The sequence below is a fragment of the Nocardiopsis sp. NPDC058631 genome, from assembly GCF_042716955.1.
In the GTDB taxonomy this organism is placed as follows: Bacteria; Actinomycetota; Actinomycetes; order Streptosporangiales; family Streptosporangiaceae; genus Nocardiopsis.
In genome coordinates this window covers 1-20,686 of record NZ_JBHXQY010000085.1, presented here as the reverse complement: position 1 = coordinate 20,686, position 20,686 = coordinate 1, and the positions used below count along the sequence as shown (strand labels likewise).

The following is a 20,686-nucleotide window of genomic DNA, read 5'->3' as shown; positions in this document are numbered from 1 at the left end:
CGGAGAGCGATAGGCTCGATCGATGTGAGTACCACAGCCCCGGAAGGCGGCCGGACCCCGATCACGGTTCACCGCCTGGACCCCGGCCTTCCCCTGCCCGCGTACGCGCGTCCCGGTGACGCGGGTGCCGACCTGTACGCCGCGGTCGACGTCGTCCTCGCCCCCGGCGAGCGCGCCACGGTCCCCACGGGTCTGGCGATCGCCCTCCCCGACGGGTACGCGGCCTTCGTGCACCCGCGCTCCGGCCTCGCGGCGCGCAGCGGCGTCACCATGGTCAACGCTCCGGGCACGATCGACGCCGGATACCGCGGTGAGATCAAGGTGATCGTGCTCAACACGGACAGGGACACCCCGGTGAAACTGGCCCGGGGCGACCGGATCGCGCAACTGGTCATCCAGCGGGTGGAGCACGCGGTGTTCGTCGAGGCCGACTCCCTTCCGGAGTCCGTCCGGGGGACAGGCGGTCTCGGTTCGACCGGGGGCCACGCCGCACAGCGGTGACGGCGCCCACCAACCCCGGTGCGATCCCGGGACCAACGGAATCGGAGAGGTGAAGGCGTGTTTGGACGCCGCCGCAAGAAGCGGGACAACGGGACCGACAGAACGGGAACGGAGGCCGGCCCCACCAGGGGCGGGGCCGCGGGAGACGTCTCCTTCGGCAACGAGGTCGAACCGGAGGCCCGTCGGGACCAGCCCGCCAAGGACGCCGACCGCCACCGTGCCACCGGTCCGTGGGACTCCACCGAGGATGCCCCCGAGACCGGCCGCATGGACCTGGGCAGCATCCGGGTGCCCATGGAACAGGGCACCGAGATCCAGGTCAACGTCGCCCAGGACGGCAAGGGCAAGCAGAAGATCATCGGTGTGACCCTGGTGCGCGGCAAGAGCGCGCTCCAGGTGCAGCCCTTCGCCGCCCCCAAGTCCTCCGGACTGTGGGACGAGATGCGCGAGGAGCTGCGCGAGCAGGTCGTCAAGCAGGGCGGAAAGGTCGAGGACCACGACGGCACCTTCGGCCCCGAGCTCAAGGCGCTCGTCCCCGTCAAGGGGCGCACGACCGACGACGGCAAGCAGCTCGCCCAGCGGGTGCGCTTCATCGGCGTGGACGGTCCGCGCTGGGTGCTGCGCGGCGTGATCCGCGGAGACGGCGCCTCCAAGCCCGAGGTGATGGCGGAGATCGAAGAGCTCTTCGCCGGCATCGTGGTGGTGCGCGGAGACCAGCCGGTGCCGCCGAACGAACTGCTCCAGATCACCGTGCCCAAGCAGATCCAGGAGCAGATGGCCCAGGCCGCCAAGACGCGCGCCGCCCAGCAGGCCGCCCAGCACGGCAACGCCGGGCGTTCGCCCAACGGCGCCGCGCCGGACACGGGCGGGACCGCCGTTCCCGGTGACGTCCCGAACGGCTCCGGGGAGTCCTGAGCCGAACCCCGCGGAGAGGTGCCGGGGACGCCCCGTAGTCTGTGCCACATGACAGAGACGACGGACAAGAGCGTTCCCCGGCCGCTCCCGGAGGACTGGGACCGGGTCCTCGCGGTGGTCGCCCACCCCGACGACCTGGAGTTCGGCAGTTCGTCCGCCCTCGCCCGCTGGACCGGTCAGGGCAAGGACGTCGTGGAGCTCCTGGTCACCAAGGGTGAGGCGGGTATCGACAGTCTCGCCCCCGAGGAGTGCGCGCCGCTGCGCATGGCAGAGCAGCACGCCTCCGCCGCCGCGGTGGGGGCGGCCACGGTCGAGTTCCTCGACTTCCCCGACGGCACCCTGGAGTACGGCCTGCCTCTGAGGAGGGCCCTCGCCGCGGCGATCCGGCGGTACCGCCCCGAGGCGATCGTCTCCATCAACTTCCGCGACCACTTCCCAGGGGGCGGCGGCTTCAACCACGCGGACCACCGGGTCCTCGGCCCCGCCCTGTTGGACGCGGTCCGCGACGCCGCCAACCGGTGGGTGTTCCCCGAGCTGAAGGAGGAGGGCCTCGACCCCTGGTCGGGGGTCCGCTTCGTGGCCTTCGGCGCCTCGCCCCGGGCCACCCACTACGTGGAGCTGAGCCGGGCCGACCTGGCCGCCGGGGTGGCCTCGCTGGACGCGCACGCCGTCTACCTGTCGAATCTGGACGGGTTCGACCAGAAGTCGTTCCTGCCCGAGGCCGCGGCCCGGGCCGGAGCGTGGGCCGGGGTGCCGCTCGCCACCGCCTTCGAGGTGTTCGAGGTCTAGGGCGGGTTCCGCGCCACCAGAAGAGCAACACAGTGCGTGTCGCCGGACACGCCCGCCCGGTCTCCCGGGCACGAGCCCGAGGAGGGGCACGACGTGAGCAGGGAAGTACGGCACCCGTCCCGGCGGCGCCGCTGGTGGGTGGCGGCTGCCGGTCTGCTGGTCGTCCTGCTCGCGGCCTGCGCCGCCTTCCTCGGATGGGCGCTCTCCCCGTACCCGGCCGAACCCGCGCCCCTGGCCGCGGCGGAGGGGAACCCGGACGTGCGGGTGCGCGACGACGGTGACGCCGTGGTGCTCGCACCGGCCCGGGGCGCCACGGGCACCGGTGTCGTGTTCTACCCCGGCGCCAGGGTGGAACCGCAGGCCTACGCCGCCTCGTGGGCTCCGGTGGTCGCCGACACCGGGGTCACCGTCGTCATCCCCCGGCTGCGCCTGAACCTGGCCGTGTTCGACGCGAACCGGGCCGACTCCGCCGTGTCCGCCGCCCCGGACGTGGACACCTGGTACGTGGGCGGGCACTCCCTGGGCGGGGCGATGGCCGCGACCTACGTGGGCGGCGAGCCCGGACCCGAGGTGGCCGGACTGATCCTGTGGGCGTCCTACGCCACCGAGTCGGCGGGTCTGGAGACACGGGACGACCTGCGCGTCCTGGCGGTCGCGGGCGGCAGCGACGGGCTCACCACCCCCGGGGAGTTCGAGGAGAACGGCCGGCACCTGCCCGGGTCCGCCGAGTCGGTGACGGTGGAGGGGATGAACCACGCCCAGTTCGGCGCCTACGGCCCCCAGAGCGGGGACGGGGAGGCCGTGCTGTCGGAGGAGGCGGCGCGCGCGGAGCTGGCCGAGGTCACCGGCGCGTTCCTGGCCGCCGGCACCGGTACGCGGTAGCCCCCGACCGGAGCCGCCCGTTCCCCGCCCGACCGTCCGCGCCACCCGGGCACCCGCGCCGCCCCGAGGGGCGGGTGGCGGGGGCCCCGGCAGGTGGCCCGGGTGTCAGGACGCGGTGCCGGGGTCGACGGGGTCCGCGATCCGGCCCAGGAACAGGATCGACTCGCCGCGGCGCAGCACGAACGCGAACGGCCGGTCCACGGTGAACCTGATCGGCCTCAGCGGCACGCCCGCGGCACGCAGCATCATCACGGCCGTGGCTGCGGCGCCCTCGGCGCCCTTCTCGTCCACCTTCAGCACCGACTGGTGCAGGATCTCGTCCACCCGGAGCGGTTCCTCGCTGATCCCGTCGAAACGGGCCTCGTCCGTGACCATGTGCCGTACCCCCACGGAGCCCAGCGACTCCAGCAGGGAGGTCTCGGTCTCCACGGCGAACCGGGGCAGGGCCAGCTCGACCTGCTGGGACGAACGGCCCCGGTAGAGGTCCGACAGCGCGGACGCCGACAGCGGGGGAGGCGTGTCCGCGGCCTCGTCGGGGAGCAGCACGTCCAGGGTGAGGCCGTGGTCGCCCTCCAGGCCGACCATGCTCCACCCCTGTGCCCGCGCGTGGGGCAGGCGGGCCGACCTGTGCATGGTGGGGACGTCGCGTCTGCCGCCCGGGGCGTGGAAGGGCCGGTCCCGGGTCAGGTCCGCCTCGAACGGGTCGGACCAGACCACCTTGACCCACAGGGCGTTGACCAGGAGCAGGCGCACGTCCGCGCTGATGCTGCCGACCGGGAGCAGTTCGTCGATGAGGCCCCTGGTCACGTCGGCCACCTTGCCGTTGATCCGGGTGCGCACGCCCTCCGCGTCGCTTCCGAAGTCGGCGCCCTCCACCTCCGCGCTGGGGCGTTCGCGCACGCGCGCCTCGAACTCCGGACGGACCGGGAGGTCGGCGGGCACGTACAGCCCGTTCAGCGTGGCCAGGTCGGGCCCGTCGTCGTCGGCGGCCACCGCGGTGTCCAGGGCGTCCAGCAGCCCCTTGGTGTCGGAGCCGAGGAGGGACTCCAGTTCGGCCAGGGTGCGGCCCGCGGCCCCGGTGGCGAGCAGCGACAGCACCGTCCCCACCGAGTGCGGTGACCACACGTGGGAGGCGCCGGGCCGGACCAGCACGCGGTCGAGGGCGGCGGCGAACTCCAGGTGGTCCGGCCGAGGGGGCGTGCTCTGCTGCATGGTGCTCCTCGCGTGGGCGCTCCGGGTGTTGTGGCCGCCAGCGTACGTAGTCGCGCCCCCACCCGCCAGGGTCCGCGGGTCCGCGCCGGTCGGGCGGCGCGCCGCAGGGCGGGGGGACACCGTCGTCCGCGTCGGGGCCAGGGGTGAGAAGTCGCACGCGACAAGCCCGTGCCAAGCATGACAAAGGCGGACGGGGCGTGGAGGGCAGGTGCGGTGTCCGGCCCCGGAGGCCGTGACGCGTCCAATAGTGTGGGGCATCATGGCCGGCGGAGCTGCGCGGGAGAGGCCCGGCGCAGCGACGGCCACCGAGGACCGACCGGACCGGGAGCAGGATGACTGAGCAGCAGCGGGCAGCCGGGGAGGCGGCCTCGGCGGCCGGGGCGGACGACACGGCGGAGGTGCCCGCACACGACGGCCCCGCCTCGGGCGGGTCGGTGCCGGAGGCCACCGGGCAGGCGGAACGGGCCCAGGGTCCGGTCGTCACCGAGGACACGGTCGAGGCACTCGTCCGCTCCCAGCTGTCCAAGGCACTGGGCGGCAAGCGCGGCATGGTCGAGACGGCGATGCCGACACTGACCTTCACCCTCTCCTACGTCATCGCCTCCGACCTGAGGCTGTCGATCATCCTCGGCGTGGTCGCGGCGCTGATCCTGGGCGCGGTCCGGCTCGTACAGCGCTCCTCGGTGCAGTTCGTGGTCACCAGCCTGTTCGGCATCGGCATCGCCGCGGTGTTCGCGATGCGCAGCGGCAACGCCGCCGACGCCTTTCTGCCCGGGATCATCTACAACGCGGTCTACGCCGTGGTGCTGAGCCTGTCGGTCCTGGTCCGCTGGCCCGCGATCGGGCTGATGATCGGGCCGTTCATCGGACACAAGGAGGACTTCACCTCCTGGCGCTCCGATCCCGCGGTCGTCACGCTGGCCTCCCGCCTCACCTGGCTGCTGGTGCTGCCCTGCGTGATCCGCGTGGTCGTGCAGTACCCGCTGTGGATGGCCGACACCTACGGGTGGGCCGACACCTTCGGGCTCCTGGGACTCTCCAAGATCGCCATGGGCTGGCCGCTCCAGGTGGCCGCGTTCGCGGGCATGGTGTGGGTCCTGGCGCGCGGCCGGACACCGCTGGAGGGGTCGGAGGCGAACGGATCCGAGGGCGGCGGAGGCGAGGACCGCGCGTAGTCCCCGGCGGCCCGCACCCGCTACGTGCACGGTGCGGGCCGCCGGCCGTTCTCCGCGGTCTCTCCCCCGAGGGGGGCCGTCGCCTCCCGGGTCAGGCGTTCCCGGAGCCGTCCACCGGGCCCAGCAGGGTCTCCAGCGGGCCCAGCGCCTCGGGGTCGGCCAGGAACACCACGGTGCTGCCCACCGACAGGGTCCGCCCGGGGTCCGGCGGGCGCACCCCGCCGGGACCGAGCACCGCCACCAGCGCCACCCCTTCCGGCAGCGCCCCGGCCAGCTCCCCCTCCGAGGCCCCGGCGAAGGGGCTGGTGGCGTGCAGCACCGACTCGGCGATCTCGGCTCCCGGTAGCGGCGGCAGCGTCCCCTCCTCGTCCAGGTCGTCGTCGGGGGCTCCCTCGACCAGGTCGGCGATCAGCCTCGGCGGTGACACCGCGAGGTCCACGCCCCACGTCTCGTTGAACAGCCACTCGTTCTCGGGATCGTTGATACGGGCGATCACCCGGTCCACGCCGAACTCGGTCTTGGCCAGCAGGGACACCACCAGGTTGACCTTGTCGTCGCTGCTGGCCGCGACGACCACGTCGAAGTCGCCCAGGCGTGCGTCCTCCAGGGTCGCGAGCTCGCACGCGTCGGCGAGCAGCCACTCCACCTGGGGCAGGTCGTCCAGACCGATCGCCCGGGTGTCCCGGTCGATCAGCAGCACGTCGTGGCCGCTGCCCGCCAGTTCCTTGCCGATGGAGCGTCCCACGCTCCCGGCGCCCGCGATGGCGACCCGCATCTCAGCCACGCCCCGTCTCGTCGTCCGGCGCCATCGGTGGCCCGGTCGGCCGCCCGGGCAGGTCGACCAGCTCGCGGCCGTACCCGACCACGTGCAGGACGTCGCCCTCCTCCAGGCGGTCGCCGGTCGCGGCGAGCACGATCGTCCCCCGGCGGGCCAGGTACACGACCCGCACCGAGGCGGCCTCCTCCAGATCGCCGACCCTGCCGCCCGACCACCCGTGCGGCAGGGGAGCCTCGTTCATGGCCAGCGTCCCGGAGGCGTCCTGCCACTCGGGGCCCCCGGCGAGCCGGTCGTCGCCCGGCACCATCCGGCGCAGGAAGGCGTCCGCCGTCCACCGCACCGTCGCGACGGTGGGGATGCCCAACCGCTGGTAGACCTCCGCGCGGCGCGGGTCGTAGATCCGCGCCACCACGTTCTCGACCCCGAACGCCTCGCGGGCCACCCGTGCGGCGATGATGTTCGAGTTGTCGCCGTTGCTGACCGCGGCGAACGCCCCCGCGCGGTCGATTCCGGCGGACACCAGGACCTCCCGGTCGTGTCCCACGCCGCGGACCGCGTACTTGGAGACGGAGCCGCGCAGCCGCCGGAACGCCTCGGGGTCCTGGTCGATCACCGCAATGGTGTGTCCCAGGTCCACCAGTGTGTGCGCCAGCGTGGACCCCACGCGGCCGCACCCCATGATCACGATGTGCACCTCGCCCGCACTCCCGTCGAGACAGCCGCACGCTGTGGTCCCGCGTGCCCTCACCGTCACACCTTGGCACACATCGGTTCGACGCGTGCGAGGACCCCGGCCCCTGCGCACGCGGCTGAACAGCGCGGGCGGTACCCGGGGGCGGGTAGATTGGGGACGCTTGGTGGCTGTGCGCGCAGGGTCACCCGGAACGTGACCCGACCCGACCACCCAAGGACGTAGCGATGACCCGCGTGGGCAATGAGTTCGAGCTGACCGTAGACGACGTGGCGCACGGGGGCTGGTGTGTGGGCCGCCACAACGACCAGGTCGTCTTCGTCCGGCACACCCTCCCCGGGGAGCGCGTCCGCGTCCGGGTCACCGAGGAGACCACCCGGTTCCTGCGCGGCGATGCCGTCGAGGTCCTCAGCGCCTCCCCCGACCGGGTCGAGGCCCCCTGTGTGTTCTCCGGCCCCGGCAAGTGCGGCGGCTGCGACTGGCAGCACGCCTCCCTGGAGGCCCAGCGCCGGCTCAAGGGCGAGGTCGTCGCCGAGCAGCTGCGCCACATCGCCGACATCAAGCGCGACGTCGTCGTCGAGGAGCTTCCGGGCACCCCCGACGGCCTGGGCTGGCGTACGAGGGTGCGCTTCTCCGTGGACACCGACGGGCACGCCGGGCTGCGCCGCCACCGCTCCCACGACATCGAGCCGGTCGACCGCTGCCTCATCGCCCACCCGGGCGTGGCCGAACTGGGCGTCACCGACGTGACGTGGGAGGACACCAAGGACGTCGAGGCCGTCGCATCGTCGAGTTGCGCCGACCGCGCCGTCGTCGTCACCCCCACCAAGGCCCGGCTGAGCGCGCTGCCCGAGCTCAAGGCCTCCAGCGCGGTCCTCCGACGCTTCAAGGGCGGGCGCGTCCAGCAGGTGCGCGGTCGTCGCGGCGTGCGCGAGACCGTCAACGGTCGCGAGTTCCGCGTCAGTGCGGGCGGTTTCTGGCAGGTCCACCCGGCGGCGGGGGAGACCCTCACCGACGCGGTCCTGGCCGCACTGGAGCCCAAGCCCGGCGAGACCGCCATGGACCTGTACTGCGGTGCCGGGCTCTTCACCGGAGCCCTGGGCGACGTGGTGGGGCCGGAGGGCCGTGTCATGGGCGTGGAGAGCGGCGCCGAGGCCGTGCGCGACGCCCGCTACAACCTCAAGGACCTGGAGCAGGTCCGCGTCGAGCAGAACGACGTGGCCGCGCAGCTGCGCGAGTGGGCCGACGTGCGGGCCGACGTGGTCGCCCTGGACCCGCCCCGGGCCGGCGCCGGGACCAAGGTGGTCCGCTCCGTCGCCGGGATGCGTCCCCGCAAGGTCGCCTACGTCTCGTGCGACCCCGCCACGCTCGCCCGCGACCTCGCCGAGTTCGCGCGGTCCGGGTACAAGCTGGTGGACCTGCGGGCCTTCGACGCCTTCCCGATGACCCACCACGTCGAGTGCCTGGCGGTGCTGGAGCCCGTCAACCCGGCCCGCCGCCACCGCGAGGACCAGGTCGTGTCTTCCTGAAGCCTTCCGGGCTCGCCTCCATCGGGCTGTCTTCCGCTGCGCCTGCGTGCTCGTGAAGCCCCACCGGGCCGCACGTCCCCCGCCGGTGTGCGGGGGACGTGCGGCCCGGACGGCCGTTCGCCGACCCGGCAGCCCTCCGGAGAACACTCCCCGGGGGTTGCGGTCCGGCCCCCGTACAGTGAGGGTCGAAAGCGCGGGGAGAACGAAAGGGAGGCGCGGGCCATGGCACACGACACGAGGGTCCCCGGGCCCGACCACCCGATCACCGTCGAGCCCACCGGGTCGCGGGTCGTGGTGCGCGTCGGCGGGCTGGTCGTCGCCGACACCACCGCGGCGCTGACCCTGCGCGAGGCGGACTACGGCCCGGTCCAGTACGTCCCGATCGCCGACACCGAGCCCTCGCTCCTGCGGCGCACGCAGACCTCCACCTACTGCCCCTTCAAGGGGACCGCGGCCTACTACACGATCGCCGTACCGGGCGGCGACGAGCTCACCGACGCCGTGTGGACGTACGAGGAGCCGTACCCGGCCGTCGCGGAGATCGGATCGCACGTCGCCTTCTACCCCGGCCGGATCGAGATCGCGGTCGACGGCCAGGCCTGAGGACCACGCGTCGGGGCCCGGAGTGCACAGCTCCGGGCTCCTTTCCGTCCCAGGTCAGGGCGCCGGGGCGGTTCCGTGACCGGGGCCGTTGACACCCTGTTCCGTGTCGGCGGGTCCCGGAGACCGGCGGGCGGGTGCGCGCAGGACGGCCAGGCCCAGGGCGAGCACGGCGAGCCCCGTCCAGGACACCGCCGACAGCCGCTCACCGACCACGAGCACCCCCAGCAGCGCGGCCACGGCGGGCTCGGCGAGGGTCAGCGTGGTGGCCACCGACGCGGACGTGTGCCGCAGCCCGTGACCGAACAGGCGGTAGGCGAGGAACACGGTGAACACCGCCAGGTGCAGGGCGACCAGGGCGCCGTTCACCGTGGCCAGCCACGCCGTTCCGGTGGCCAGGACCACGGGCAGGACGGCGATTCCGCCGCCGGCGAACAGGGTGCCCATCACGGCGGGGGAGGAGTGGCCGCGGCGGATCAGGCGTTCGGCGACGAGTGCGTAGGCGGAGTAGGAGAACCCGGCGGCCAGCGCCAGGAAAACCCCCGCGGGGCGCACCGCCGACCCGCCCCCGCCGAGCTCCGAGCCCAGGACGAGGACCGCGCAGCCCAGGACGGCGGCGGCGGTCGCGACCGTCCACCGGGCCGTGGGGCGGCTGTGCCCGGTCAGCCAGGCCAGGAGCCCCGAGAAGACCGGTGCGCTGCCGAGGGTGATCACCGTGGCGACGGCGACCCCCGCGCTCGCCACGGCCGGGTAGAAGGCCAGCGGGTATCCGGCGACGGCGAGGGCGCCCAGGGCGAGGGTCCAGCGGGTGGACCGGTCGCTCCGCACCACGAGGGCGACGGAGCCCCGGCCGGTCAGGAACAGCAGGAGCCCGCCCAGGACCAGGCCCGCCGCTCCGACGGCCGCGGCGGGGGCGCCCTCCGGGGCGAAGGAGCCGGCGGTTCCGGTGGTACCCCACAGGACCGCTGCGGCGAGGATCGGCAGGGGCCCCTGGGCCAGGGGGGTGCGGGTGGCAGCGGGAGCGCAGGCCCGGGTCCGGGACCCGGGCAGGGAGTGTTCTGGCACGGTGGATCCTTCGTCGTCGTGTGCTTCGGCGGTGGCGAAACGGGCGCACGACGGTGGGCGACCCGGGTGCGGTCACCGGGGGTCGCCGTTCGGGCTCTCCGACGGGGTCAGGAAGAGGGGTGCGTGCGCCCGGTCAGGCGCACAGCGGCGGAAGCACGACGTGCCAGTAGGGATTCTTCACGGTGCCATGCTAGGACGTCACAGCCCCGGACCGCGGGCGGGGGTGTCCTGGGGTTCGCCCGAGCCGTCGTCACCGGAGCCGTCACCGTGCTTGCCGCGGCGGGCCAGGTACAGGGCGGCGCCGCCCCCGCCCAGGGCGAGGATCCCGGCGGTGACCAGGCCGGCCAGGGCCCCGCCGGTCAGGGGCAGCCCCGCGGGTCCGCTCTCGACGGCGTCGCGTGCGCCGTCGGCGACCGGGCTCTCCGCCGCGGCGGGCTCGTCCGCGCCGGTGGTCCGGCTCCCGTCGTCGGAGGCGCCCCCGTCCGACTGGTCGCCGTCCGCGTCCTCGGTGCCCCCGCCCCCGCCCGCGCTGTCGCCGCTGTCGGAGTCGTCGCCGGGTTCCGCCGCGCGGGCCCCGTCACCGTCGTCCAGGTCGTCCCGCTCGGCCGCGTCGTCGTCGCGGCCGGCGTCACCGGTCTCCCCGTCCCCGGTTCCGGGGGGCCCCGCCCCGGCGCCGGAGCAGTCCACGGCCAGGGCACCGAGCGTCAGTTCGAACAGCGCGGCGCCGTCCTCGGAGGCCCTGACGACGGTGGACACCTCTCCCCGTCCCCCGGAGGCGCCGTCGGGCTCGCGGGTCTGGACGGTGACGTCGGCGGTCGTGTCGCGGCCGGGGACGTCGACGGTGGCGTTCACCTCGGGGGCGTCGGCCGTGACCGGCGTGCCGAAGACGGTGATGACGCGGTCGTTCTCCCCGGAGCTCCCGATCCGGTTCTCCCAGACGACGTCGCCGGAGAAGTCGCACCTGAGGGTGTTGTCCAGGGTCGAGAACCGGACGGCGGGCTCGTCGTATCCGGGCAGGTCCAGGGTGAAGCCCCCGCTGATCGCCGAGGCCGCCTCGGCGCGCCCGTCCCCGGTGGCGGTGGTGTTGACGAGTGACTCGACCGGCCCGCCGATCCCCAGGAGCGCGCTGACGCCGCCGGGATCCGCCGAGAAGTCGGCGGAGGGGTAGTCGTCGCCCACGTCCGACCCCACGTAGATCCTGCCCCAGGAGCCGGCCGTGGCGGTGTCGCCCCCGTCGTGGGTCAGGCTGACGAGGGTGCTGCCCGCCGTCGCCGGGAACACCTCGTCGGCGTGGGCGGGGACGGTCGTACCGAGGGCCAGGACGGCAGCTCCGAGGGCAACCGCTCCGACGACGGCCGCGGGGCGTGCGAGACGCGTGAGAGAACCGGGATCAGACAAGGGACGCACCTTGCTCGTGGGAGAGAAAAGCCCCAAAAGGGAAGTAGTCCAATGAAAGCTGATAATCATCAACAATTCGGACATTCGCGAGTGTAGTCGGCCCCGGCAACGGTGCGAAGGGGATCACGGATTTTGTGGTGCGGTTAATAACCGCTGGTCAGACCGGGTGCGGCCCGCCGTGTGCCGATCACGCGCACGCCGCCCCGTCGGGCGCCGTCGCGTAGTAGCCCAGGTCCGACCCTGGGAACAACCGATCCCAGTCCGCGGTCGTCGGGCTCCTGTGCGCGGATCCGCGCAGGGGGATGTCCAGGAGCTCCGCCAGGTCCTCGGTGCGCCCCCGGGGGGAGGACAGCGGTTCCCAGTGGTCCTGGAGAATCGCGAACACCCGTTCCTCCGGTAGTTCCAGAAGGGCGTCGAGCACCTTCAGGTCCTGCTGCGAGGGGGAGTACTCGCCCAGGAACGCCCCGCTCCGGCCCAGCCGGTCGGCACGGTCCGCACGCGTGTCGAGCCCGGCCGTCCACGCGGCCAGGAGCAGCCGTGACTGCCCGTCGGCACGGCAGGCCGAAACCCAGGGGGGGGCGAGGCCGAAGAGGGAACGGGCGGTCCCGTCCAGTAGGTCCAGGCGCCACCACGGCTCGTCGGTGAAGCGTACGTCGTAGACCACGACCCTCGACGCCGGGAGGTCGCCCGGGTCGCGGTTGAAGCGCGCGCTGTCCTGCCACACCAGCGGGATGTCGTCCGCGGCGGACTCGGGAAGAGCCGTCAGGACCGGGCCGAGTACACCGTGCCACTGGTCCACCCACGGCTCGTAGCCGGGCATGGGGCAGTAGGTGATCCCCTCCCGGGTCCGGCAGGAGGAGTTGTCGGCGCCGTACAGGAGGCGGTCCGGCACGGGGGTCCGCCAGGCGTAGGCGGTGGACCCGTACCCGGCCGTCCCCCCTGCTCCGGCCAGCAGCACCAGCGACGCGCCCAGGGCCACCGCCCTCGACGCACCGCGCCGCGTCCCGGCCAGGGCCAGCGCCAACAGGCCCAGGACGGTCAGCACCAGATAGGCGGCGTACAGCCGGACCAGGACGGAAACGCCGGGGGAGTGTATCGGGAACGGGTCGACGGCCATGAGGGCGAGCGACTGCACCCTGGTGAGGACCATCTCCACATTCTGGGCCGTGTCGAAGGCCGTGATCGAGTACAGGCTGTAGGTGGGCACGGCCAGGGCGACCAGGAGCAGGGGCGAGTGGGACCGGGTCCAGGCCACGAGCACCATCGCACCGGCCGGTCCGATCAGCACCGCGGCGAACGGCATCATGTGGGACAGCGGGTCCACCAGGCCTGCCAGAGGCCGGGCGGACCGCCACACGACCAGCGCCAGCAGCGCCACCGTGTACGTCCAGCCGACCAGCGCGGCACCCGCTCCCACCGCCAGGTAACGGCCCGTCCGTCCCAGCGGGCCGACCGGGGCCCGCCCGTAGCGCACCTCGCGGACGGCGGGAAAACTGACCGAGGCGAACAGGCCCAGGGTCACGACCAGCGCCGATGTCATCATGTAGTCGTGCAGGTCGGAAACGGTGTGCACGAACGGCTGGTTCATGGTCAGCAGGGTCAGGAGCGTGATCAGGGCCACCGCCGCGACGGAGAACGGGTTGACGAGCAGCCGGAGCGCCGTGAACCACGCCAGCCGCCAGAAGGTGGCGGCACACGCCCCCAAGGCCCGGGCGGCCGACGCCCGCGCGGGCCCGGGGACCGGTCCGGCGGTTCCCGGGCGGGGAGGTCCTCCACCGCCCGGACCCGCCCCGGTGGCGGTTCTGCTCATCTGACGCCCTGCTCCTGCCCGAGCTCTTGGTCCACGCCGGTCAGCAGCAGGTAGGCGTCCTCCAGGGTGGGTTCGACCGGCACGAGCGCGCCGTCGCCCGGGGGCGGGGGAGCGCCCGCGGTGGCGGGGCCGCGTTCGTCCCCCGCCACCGTGAGCACCCGGTACCGGCCGTCGGCCAGCCGCCAGGCGGTGTACCCCTCACCCGGGTGCCCGGCCCTCTCCCAGACGTGGCCGCGCGCGCGGTCGACCAACTGCCCCGGGGTGCCGTCGAAGATGATCCGGCCGCCGTCCAGGCAGAGCACGCGCTGGCACAGGGCGGCCACGTCCTCGATCTGGTGGGTGGACAGCACCACGGTGCTGTGCACCGCCAGTTCCGAGACCAGGCTGCGGAACCGGATGCGCTGCTCGGGGTCCAGGCCGATGGTCGGCTCGTCCAGCAGGAGGAGTTCGGGATCGCCGAGCAGGGCCGAGGCCAGGCCGAGCCGCTGGCGCATGCCGCCCGACAGGCGGCGCACACGGCTGTGGCGGCGGTCGTAGAGCCCGACCCGCCGCAGGCCGCGCCGCACCTCGTCGTGGCGCGCCCTGCGCCCGCCCAGTTCCTTGAGCACCGCCATGTAGTCCAGCAGCCCGAACGCGGTGAAGTACGGGTAGAACTCGGGGTTCTGCGGCAGGTAGCCGAGCCGGCGACGGATCTCGGTGCGCTCGGCGGCGCGCTCGGGGCTGCGGCCGAGCACGCTGACCTCGCCGCCGGTGGCCTCCAGGTCCGTGGCCAGACACCGCAGCAGCGTCGTCTTGCCCGCCCCGTTGCGACCGAGCAGGCCGGTCACCCCGGGCCCCAGGTCCAGGTCCACGCCGTTCAGCGCGGTGCGGGTGCCGTACCTGCGGACCAGGCCCCGGATCCGGACGGAGGGGGAGCCGGTGGCCCCGGGCCGGACGACTCCTGCCGCCGGGGTGCTCATGCCGTTCTCACGCGCACCAGGATCGTACCGACCAGCACACCCAGCGCGGTCGCCCACCAGGCCTGGGCCTGGGGGGCGAGCAGTTGGAGCGGCGTCGCGTGCTCGGAGACGACCATGGCCCCCAGGGTGAACAGCCACGCCAGCCCGATGACGGCGCTGGCCGCGCTCAGGTGCACCCAGTGGCTGAGCACGAGGGATCCCGCGACCAGGGTCAGTGAGGGCAGGAGCCAGAACGCCGCGGTCCACGGCGTGGAGGCCGAGGGCAGCATGAGCGCCGCCGACGCACACAGGGTCAGCGAGGGCACCAGGACCGCGCAGGTGCGCAGGAACAGCAGCCGCTGACCGGCCATCGGCGTGACGGAGGTCAGGGTGTGGGCCGGATCCACACCGCGCCCGTAGGCCAGGGCCACGCCCACCAGGGGCACGATCGGGGCGGTGAAGGTGAAGACCAGCGAACCGCGCGGCAGGTGGTGCGCGGCGAACAGTGCGGCGATCAGGACCACGACCGAGGCCAGGAGCCAGGCCCGGTACAGGCTCGGGGTGGCCGCCAGCAGTTTGGCGGTGCCCTCGCGCAGCCCCAGGGAGGCGAGGAGGGTCTCGACCGCGCCGCGCCTGGGGCGGTCCACGACGTCGCGCAGCCCCGCCCAGCTGTCGGCCAGCCAGTCCTCGTCGCCGGGAAGCAGGTTCCGGCAGGGTGCGCAGTGCATGATGTGGGCCTCCACGGACATGGCCGTGACGTCGTCCGCCCGGTGGGTCGCGTACTCGTGTGCTTGGGCAGGGGTCAGGTGCCAGCTCATGTCAGTGCCTCCCGTAGCCGCGCCTTCGCGCGCATGACCCGTGTCTTGACGGTTCCTTCGGGGATCTGGAGGATCTGCGCGGCCTCCCGGACGGTGAGCCCGTCCAGCACGGTGGCCTGGATGGCGGAGCGCAGTTCGGGCGAGAGGGAGTGGAGGGCGGCGCCCAGGGGCCCGTGCTCGATGTTCAGCAGCACGGTGTCCTCGGCGGAGGCGTCGCCGATGGTCTCGTAGGGTTCGGTGCTGCTGTCCGAGATCCACCTGTTGGCGCGTTTGCGCAGTTGGGAGATGAGCTGCCGGATCGCGATGGTCCACAGCCAGGCCCCCGCGTCGGTGTCACCGGGTCGGGGGGTGAACGAACCCGCGTTCTTCCAGACCGCCAGGAAGGTCTCCTGGAGCGCGGCGTCCAGCTGGTCGGTGTCGGAACAGCGGTAGCGCAGCCGTGCCCGCAGCCAGGGTGCGTGTCTGCGGTGCAGGATCTCCAGTGCCTCGGTCTCGCCCACGGCGACGGCGGCCAGGAGCACCGGGTCGGTGCTCTCGGGGCCGTAGGAGGGGGCGCGGCGGCGCGCGCGGCGGAGCAGCTTCACGTGGAGGGCTATCGCGGTGGGTGTGCGGATCGGTTCTGCGGTGCGGGCACGGGCCCGGACACGCCGTTTCGACGGTACCCGCGCGGCGGTTTCGGTCTGGTCCCCGGAGTGGGAGAAAATGGGGCGTATGCGCCTCAGAATCTTCCTTGAGCCCCAGCAGGGGGCCACCTACGAGGACCAGCTCGCCGTCGCCAAGGCCGCAGAGGCCCTTGGCTTCGATGCTCTTTTTCGCTCCGATCATTATCTGCACATGGGTGACCACGTCAGCGGCCTGCCCGGGCCCACCGACGCCTGGATCACCCTGGCGGGCCTGGCCCGGGAGACCTCCCGTATCCGTCTGGGCACGCTGATGACCGCCGCGACGTTCCGCTACCCCGGGCCCCTCGCCATCGCCGTGGCCCAGGTCGACCGCATGAGCGGCGGCCGTGTGGAGTTCGGTTTCGGTGCGGGCTGGATGGAGGAGGAGCACGCGGTCTACGGCATCCCCTTCCCCGCCTCCGGCCGCGAGCGCTTCGACCGCTACGAGGAGCAGCTGGACATCATCACCGGCCTGTGGTCCACGCCGGTGGGTGAGACCTTCCGCTACGAGGGCAAGCACTACCGCCTGGCGGAGGGGCCCGCGCTGCCCAAACCGGAGCAGGGACCGCGGCCCCCGGTGCTGATCGGAGGGACCGGCCCCAAGCGCACACCGCGCCTGGCGGCCAAGTACGCCGACGAGTACAACGTCCCGTTCTCGCCGCTGGATGAGACCGCGGCCGCCTTCGAGCGGACCCGTGCGGCGGTGCGCGACTCCGGGCGGTCCGCGCCGATGGTGTACTCGGCGGCGCAGGTACTGTGCGTGGGCCGGGACGAGGCGGAGATCGCGCGCCGCGCCGAGCGGATCGGCCGCCAGGTCCCGGAGCTGCGGGAGAACGGCCTGGCGGGGTCGCCCGACGAGCTGGTGGACCGGATCGGACGCTTCGGCGCGGCCGGCGCCGAACGCATGTACCTCCAGGTCCTGGACATGGCCGACCTGGACCACCTGGAGCTGGTCGCGTCGCAGGTGGTGCCGCAGCTGGACTGAGAGGATGGGGCTTGTCGGGGGGTGGCCGCCCGTCCCGGGACCGCACCCGATAACTTGATATCGAGATACAAATTAGATAGCTTGACATCAAGATAAAAGCGGGGGTCCCCCCGACCCGCACCAGGTTTCGGACGTGCGCGTCAGCGTGTGATGTCGGCCGCTCGGCGGCGTCCGGCCCAGAACATCGAGGGCGCCCGCGGCAAGCGGGCCGCATGGTCGGTGGCGAGTGGTGTCGTCGCAGGCCACGGCGGTCCTGAGGGAAGTCGGCGACAACGGAGGTCACCCCCGCGGCCCTCCGCTCCCGGTTGTCCGGTCAGGGCGGCCTCAACAGGTCCCGCACCTGCCCGATGAGGCAGGATGCTGGGGACAAAGTGGCGAGATCAGGAGGCAGACACCGTGTCCACGAACAGCTTCGGCGCCCGTGACACGTTGCGCGTTGGCGACGAGTCGTACGAGATCTTCCGTCTGGAGGCCGTGGAGGGCTCCAAGCGGCTTCCCTACAGCCTGAAGGTGCTGCTGGAGAACCTTCTGCGCACCGAGGACGGTGCGAACGTCACCGCCGAGCACATCAGGGCCCTGAGCAGCTGGGACGCCAAGGCCCAGCCCAGCCAGGAGATTCAGTTCACCCCCGCGCGGGTGATCATGCAGGACTTCACCGGCGTCCCCTGCGTCGTCGACCTCGCCACCATGCGCGAGGCCGTCCGCGACCTGGGCGGCGACCCGGACAAGATCAACCCGCTCGCGCCCGCCGAGCTCGTGATCGACCACTCCGTCGTCGTCGACCTCTTCGGCCGTCCCGACGCCTTCGAGCGCAACGTCGAGATCGAGTACGAGCGCAACTACGAGCGCTACAAGTTCCTGCGCTGGGGCCAGACCGCCTTCGACGAGTTCAAGGTCGTCCCGCCCGGCACCGGCATCGTGCACCAGGCCAACATCGAGCACCTGGCGCGCGTCACGATGAGCCGCGGCGGCCAGGCCTACCCCGACACGTGTGTCGGCACGGACTCGCACACCACCATGCAGAACGGCCTGGGCATCCTGGGCTGGGGCGTGGGCGGCATCGAGGCCGAGGCCGCCATGCTCGGCCAGCCGATCTCCATGCTCATCCCGCGCGTGGTCGGCTTCAAGCTGACGGGCCAGCTCCAGCCCGGCACCACCGCCACCGACCTCGTGCTCACCATCACCGAGCAGCTGCGCCGGCACGGCGTGGTCGGCAAGTTCGTCGAGTTCTACGGCGACGGCGTCTCCTCGGTGCCGCTGGCCAACCGCGCCACCATCGGCAACATGAGCCCGGAGTTCGGCTCGACCGCCGCGATCTTCCCGGTCGACGACGAGACCATCCGGTACATGCGCCTGACCGGCCGCTCCGAGCAGCAGGTCGCCCTGACCGAGGCCTACGCCAAGACCAACGGCTTCTGGCACGACCCGTCCGTCGAGCCCGACTTCTCCGAGTACCTGGAGCTCGACCTCGGCGACGTCGTCCCGTCCATCGCCGGGCCCAAGCGCCCGCAGGACCGCATCGCGCTGTCCGACGCCAAGACCACCTGGCGCCACGACATCCGCAACTACGTCCAGGACGACGCGGACGAGGCGGGGGAGGAGTCCTTCCCGGCCTCCGACGCCCCGGCCCAGACCGCCAACGGCGCCCGTCCGCGCAAGTCCGTCAAGGTCACCATGGCCGACGGCACCGAGACCGAGATCGACCACGGCGCCGTCGTGATCGCCGCGATCACCTCGTGCACCAACACCTCCAACCCCTCGGTCATGCTGGGCGCCGCCCTGCTGGCCAAGAAGGCGGTGGAGAAGGGCCTGTCCCGCAAGCCGTGGGTCAAGACCTCCATGGCCCCGGGCTCCAAGGTCGTCACCGACTACTACGAGCGCTCCGGTCTGACGCCGTACCTGGACAAGCTGGGCTTCAACCTGGTCGGCTACGGCTGCACCACCTGCATCGGCAACTCCGGCCCGCTGCCGGAGGAGATCTCCCAGGCGGTCCAGGAGAACGACCTCGCGGTCTCCGCGGTCCTGTCCGGCAACCGCAACTTCGAGGGCCGGATCAACCCCGACGTCAAGATGAACTACCTGGCGTCGCCGCCCCTGGTGGTGGCCTACGCCCTGGCCGGCTCGCTCGACGTCGACATCACCACCGAGCCCCTGGGCATCGGCAAGGACGGCGAGCCGGTCTACCTGGCCGACGTGTGGCCGACCGCCGAGGAGATCCAGCAGGTCATGGACTCCGCGATCGCCTCCGACATGTACGAGTCGGCGTACGCCGACGTGTTCGCCGGTGACGACCGCTGGCGCTCGCTGCCCACGCCGACCGGCAACACCTTCGAGTGGGAGGCCGAGTCGACGTACGTGCGCAAGCCCCCGTACTTCGACGGCATGGAGACCACCCCGGCCCCGGTCACCGACATCTCCGGCGCCCGCGTGCTGGCCAAGCTGGGGGACTCGGTGACCACCGACCACATCTCCCCGGCCGGCGCCATCAAGCCGGGCACCCCGGCGGCCGAGTACCTGAAGTCCAACGGCGTGGAGCGCCGCGACTTCAACTCCTACGGTTCCCGCCGCGGCAACCACGAGGTGATGATCCGGGGCACGTTCGCCAACATCCGCCTGCGCAACCAGATCGCGCCGGGCACCGAGGGCGGCTACACCCGCGACTTCACCCAGGCCGACGGCCCGGTGTCGTTCATCTACGACGCCGCGCAGAACTACGCCGCGCAGGACACCCCGCTGGTCGTCCTGGGCGGCAAGGAGTACGGCTCGGGCTCGTCCCGCGACTGGGCGGCCAAGGGCACCAGCCTGCTGGGCGTCCGCGCGGTCATCACCGAGTCCTACGAGCGCATCCACCGCTCCAACCTGATCGGCATGGGCGTCCTGCCCCTCCAGTTCCCGGAGGGGCAGTCCGCGGACTCCCTCGGCCTGACCGGTGAGGAGACCTTCTCGGTCACCGGCGTGACCGACCTGAACGAGGGCCGCGTGCCGGACACGGTCAGGGTCAGCACCGACACCGGGGTGGAGTTCGACGCCGTCCTGCGGATCGACACCCCCGGTGAGGCCGACTACTACCGCAACGGCGGCATCCTGCAGTACGTGCTGCGCCAGCTGATCGCCAAGTAGGGATCGGCACCCGGGTCTGCGCCGGCGCCCACCGGGCGTACAGGGCGGGCCGACGGGGCCGCCACCGCCCGACCGGCGGTGGCGGCCCCGTCTTCGTCCGGGAGGGCTTTGCGCGGGGAGCGGGGTGACGTGATTCACGGCATTTCTCACGGAGCATGCCCTGTCCCGCGAACCTCCAGGTCACGGCGTTTCCAGCGGTTCCCCCCGGGGGTGTCGGCCGCGCCGACCCGCGGGGTGGGAGGGCCGTCGTCCGTGATTGGGGCACGGAGAGCCGGGTAGCGCCCCCGTCGAGGACGAACCGCAATCTATTGCGAAGGACTCGATTGGCAATGACAGACATGATGGAAACGGTCGAGGTCGACGTTCCGGTGACTGTGGCGTACGCCCAGTGGGCCAGGTTCGAGGAGTTCCCCTCCTTCATGGAGGGTGTCTCCCGGGTCGAGCGCACCGGTGGGACGAGTCTGCGCTGGACCATCGAGATCGCCGGTCAGCGACGTGACTTCGACGCGGTGGTCACCGAACAGGTCCCGGGGGAGCGGATCGCCTGGAGGAGCACCGACGGCGTGACCCACGCGGGGGTGGTGACCTTCCACCGCCTGGCGGAGGCGCGCACCCGGATCACCCTCCAGCTCACCACCGTCCCGGAGGGCGCGGTGGAGCAGCTCGGCGACAAGCTGGGACTCGTCAAGGCCCGTGCCAAGGGTGACATGAAGCGCTTCAAGGCCTTCGTGGAGCCCACCCGGTCCCCGGCCTGACCGCCGATCCCCGGGCCCGAGACCCGGCAGTGAGGCACCCCGAGGCCCCGCACCGCCCACAGG

Annotated in this window: 19 protein-coding genes; 10 read left to right on the top strand and 9 right to left on the bottom strand. The window is 72.7% G+C overall.

Annotated features, from left to right (window positions below):
• Nucleotides 1-24: 24 nt before the first annotated feature.
• The 4 genes from dut to ACFWTE_RS23180 all read left to right on the top strand — a co-directional run bounded on the left by dut (nt 25) and on the right by ACFWTE_RS23180 (nt 3,087).
• A complete protein-coding gene (gene dut, locus ACFWTE_RS23195) occupies nt 25-501 on the top strand; it encodes a dUTP diphosphatase (protein WP_378781964.1) in 477 nt (158 codons plus the stop codon).
• 57 nt (nt 502-558) lie between these two features.
• On the top strand, nt 559-1,416 hold the full coding sequence (locus tag ACFWTE_RS23190) for a DUF3710 domain-containing protein (protein WP_378781963.1): 858 nt from the start codon (nt 559-561) through the stop codon (nt 1,414-1,416).
• 48 nt (nt 1,417-1,464) lie between these two features.
• A complete protein-coding gene (locus ACFWTE_RS23185; protein ID WP_378781962.1) occupies nt 1,465-2,205 on the top strand; it encodes a PIG-L deacetylase family protein in 741 nt (246 codons plus the stop codon).
• Nucleotides 2,206-2,298: 93 nt separating this feature from the next.
• Complete coding sequence (locus ACFWTE_RS23180; RefSeq protein ID WP_378781961.1) at nt 2,299-3,087, top strand: alpha/beta hydrolase; 789 nt, start codon at nt 2,299-2,301, stop codon at nt 3,085-3,087.
• Between the two features lie 105 nt (nt 3,088-3,192).
• Here the strand turns inward: ACFWTE_RS23180 and ACFWTE_RS23175 are convergent, their stop codons facing one another.
• A complete protein-coding gene (locus ACFWTE_RS23175; RefSeq protein ID WP_378781960.1) occupies nt 3,193-4,299 on the bottom strand; it encodes a serpin family protein in 1,107 nt (368 codons plus the stop codon).
• A 332-nt stretch (nt 4,300-4,631) separates the two neighbouring features.
• Here ACFWTE_RS23175 and ACFWTE_RS23170 point away from each other — a divergent pair, with 332 nt between their 5' ends.
• Nucleotides 4,632-5,474, top strand: a complete 843-nt coding sequence (locus tag ACFWTE_RS23170; protein WP_378781959.1) for a DUF3159 domain-containing protein — start codon at nt 4,632-4,634, stop codon at nt 5,472-5,474.
• A 91-nt stretch (nt 5,475-5,565) separates the two neighbouring features.
• Here the strand turns inward: ACFWTE_RS23170 and ACFWTE_RS23165 are convergent, their stop codons facing one another.
• Both ACFWTE_RS23165 and ACFWTE_RS23160 read right to left on the bottom strand, forming a co-directional pair.
• Nucleotides 5,566-6,258, bottom strand: coding sequence for a potassium channel family protein (locus ACFWTE_RS23165; protein WP_378781958.1), 693 nt, complete (start codon nt 6,256-6,258; stop codon nt 5,566-5,568).
• Nucleotides 6,251-6,946 (bottom strand): potassium channel family protein, encoded by a 696-nt coding sequence (locus ACFWTE_RS23160; RefSeq protein WP_378781957.1) that lies wholly within the window; start codon nt 6,944-6,946, stop codon nt 6,251-6,253. The genes ACFWTE_RS23165 and ACFWTE_RS23160 overlap by 8 nt, the downstream gene beginning before the upstream one ends.
• 224 nt (nt 6,947-7,170) lie before the next feature.
• Between ACFWTE_RS23160 and ACFWTE_RS23155 the strand changes: the two genes are divergently transcribed.
• Entirely contained in the window at nt 7,171-8,472 is a 1,302-nt protein-coding gene (locus tag ACFWTE_RS23155; protein WP_378781956.1) for a class I SAM-dependent RNA methyltransferase, read from the top strand.
• 222 nt (nt 8,473-8,694) lie between these two features.
• A complete protein-coding gene (locus ACFWTE_RS23150; RefSeq protein ID WP_378781955.1) occupies nt 8,695-9,075 on the top strand; it encodes a DUF427 domain-containing protein in 381 nt (126 codons plus the stop codon).
• A 54-nt stretch (nt 9,076-9,129) separates the two neighbouring features.
• On the opposite strand, the gene ACFWTE_RS23145 is transcribed toward ACFWTE_RS23150, so the two are convergent.
• The 6 genes from ACFWTE_RS23145 to ACFWTE_RS23120 all read right to left on the bottom strand — a co-directional run bounded on the left by ACFWTE_RS23145 (nt 9,130) and on the right by ACFWTE_RS23120 (nt 15,685).
• Nucleotides 9,130-10,137, bottom strand: coding sequence for an EamA family transporter (locus ACFWTE_RS23145; protein WP_378781954.1), 1,008 nt, complete (start codon nt 10,135-10,137; stop codon nt 9,130-9,132).
• A gap of 198 nt (nt 10,138-10,335) precedes the next feature.
• Nucleotides 10,336-11,535, bottom strand: a complete 1,200-nt coding sequence (locus ACFWTE_RS23140; protein ID WP_378781953.1) for a hypothetical protein — start codon at nt 11,533-11,535, stop codon at nt 10,336-10,338.
• A 187-nt stretch (nt 11,536-11,722) separates the two neighbouring features.
• Nucleotides 11,723-13,345: a hypothetical protein gene (locus tag ACFWTE_RS23135; protein ID WP_378781952.1), complete on the bottom strand. Its 1,623-nt coding sequence runs from the start codon at nt 13,343-13,345 to the stop codon at nt 11,723-11,725.
• Nucleotides 13,342-14,304, bottom strand: coding sequence for an ATP-binding cassette domain-containing protein (locus tag ACFWTE_RS23130; RefSeq protein ID WP_378781951.1), 963 nt, complete (start codon nt 14,302-14,304; stop codon nt 13,342-13,344). Before ACFWTE_RS23130 ends, ACFWTE_RS23135 begins: the two co-directional genes overlap by 4 nt.
• Entirely contained in the window at nt 14,301-15,101 is an 801-nt protein-coding gene (locus ACFWTE_RS23125) for a zf-HC2 domain-containing protein (protein ID WP_378781949.1), read from the bottom strand. The genes ACFWTE_RS23130 and ACFWTE_RS23125 overlap by 4 nt, the downstream gene beginning before the upstream one ends.
• On the bottom strand, nt 15,098-15,685 hold the full coding sequence (locus ACFWTE_RS23120; RefSeq protein ID WP_378781947.1) for an RNA polymerase sigma factor: 588 nt from the start codon (nt 15,683-15,685) through the stop codon (nt 15,098-15,100). Before ACFWTE_RS23120 ends, ACFWTE_RS23125 begins: the two co-directional genes overlap by 4 nt.
• A 127-nt stretch (nt 15,686-15,812) precedes the next feature.
• Between ACFWTE_RS23120 and ACFWTE_RS23115 the strand changes: the two genes are divergently transcribed.
• The 3 genes from ACFWTE_RS23115 (at nt 15,813) to ACFWTE_RS23105 (ending at nt 20,623) form a co-directional block, all read left to right on the top strand.
• Entirely contained in the window at nt 15,813-16,748 is a 936-nt protein-coding gene (locus ACFWTE_RS23115) for an LLM class F420-dependent oxidoreductase (RefSeq protein ID WP_378781945.1), read from the top strand.
• 396 nt (nt 16,749-17,144) lie between these two features.
• Nucleotides 17,145-19,868, top strand: coding sequence for an aconitate hydratase AcnA (gene acnA / locus ACFWTE_RS23110; protein WP_378781943.1), 2,724 nt, complete (start codon nt 17,145-17,147; stop codon nt 19,866-19,868).
• A 329-nt stretch (nt 19,869-20,197) separates the two neighbouring features.
• Nucleotides 20,198-20,623 carry an SRPBCC family protein gene (locus ACFWTE_RS23105; RefSeq protein ID WP_378781941.1) on the top strand — a complete coding sequence of 142 codons (426 nt, stop codon included), beginning with the start codon at nt 20,198-20,200 and terminating at the stop codon, nt 20,621-20,623.
• The last annotated feature ends 63 nt before the right edge of the window (nt 20,624-20,686 follow it).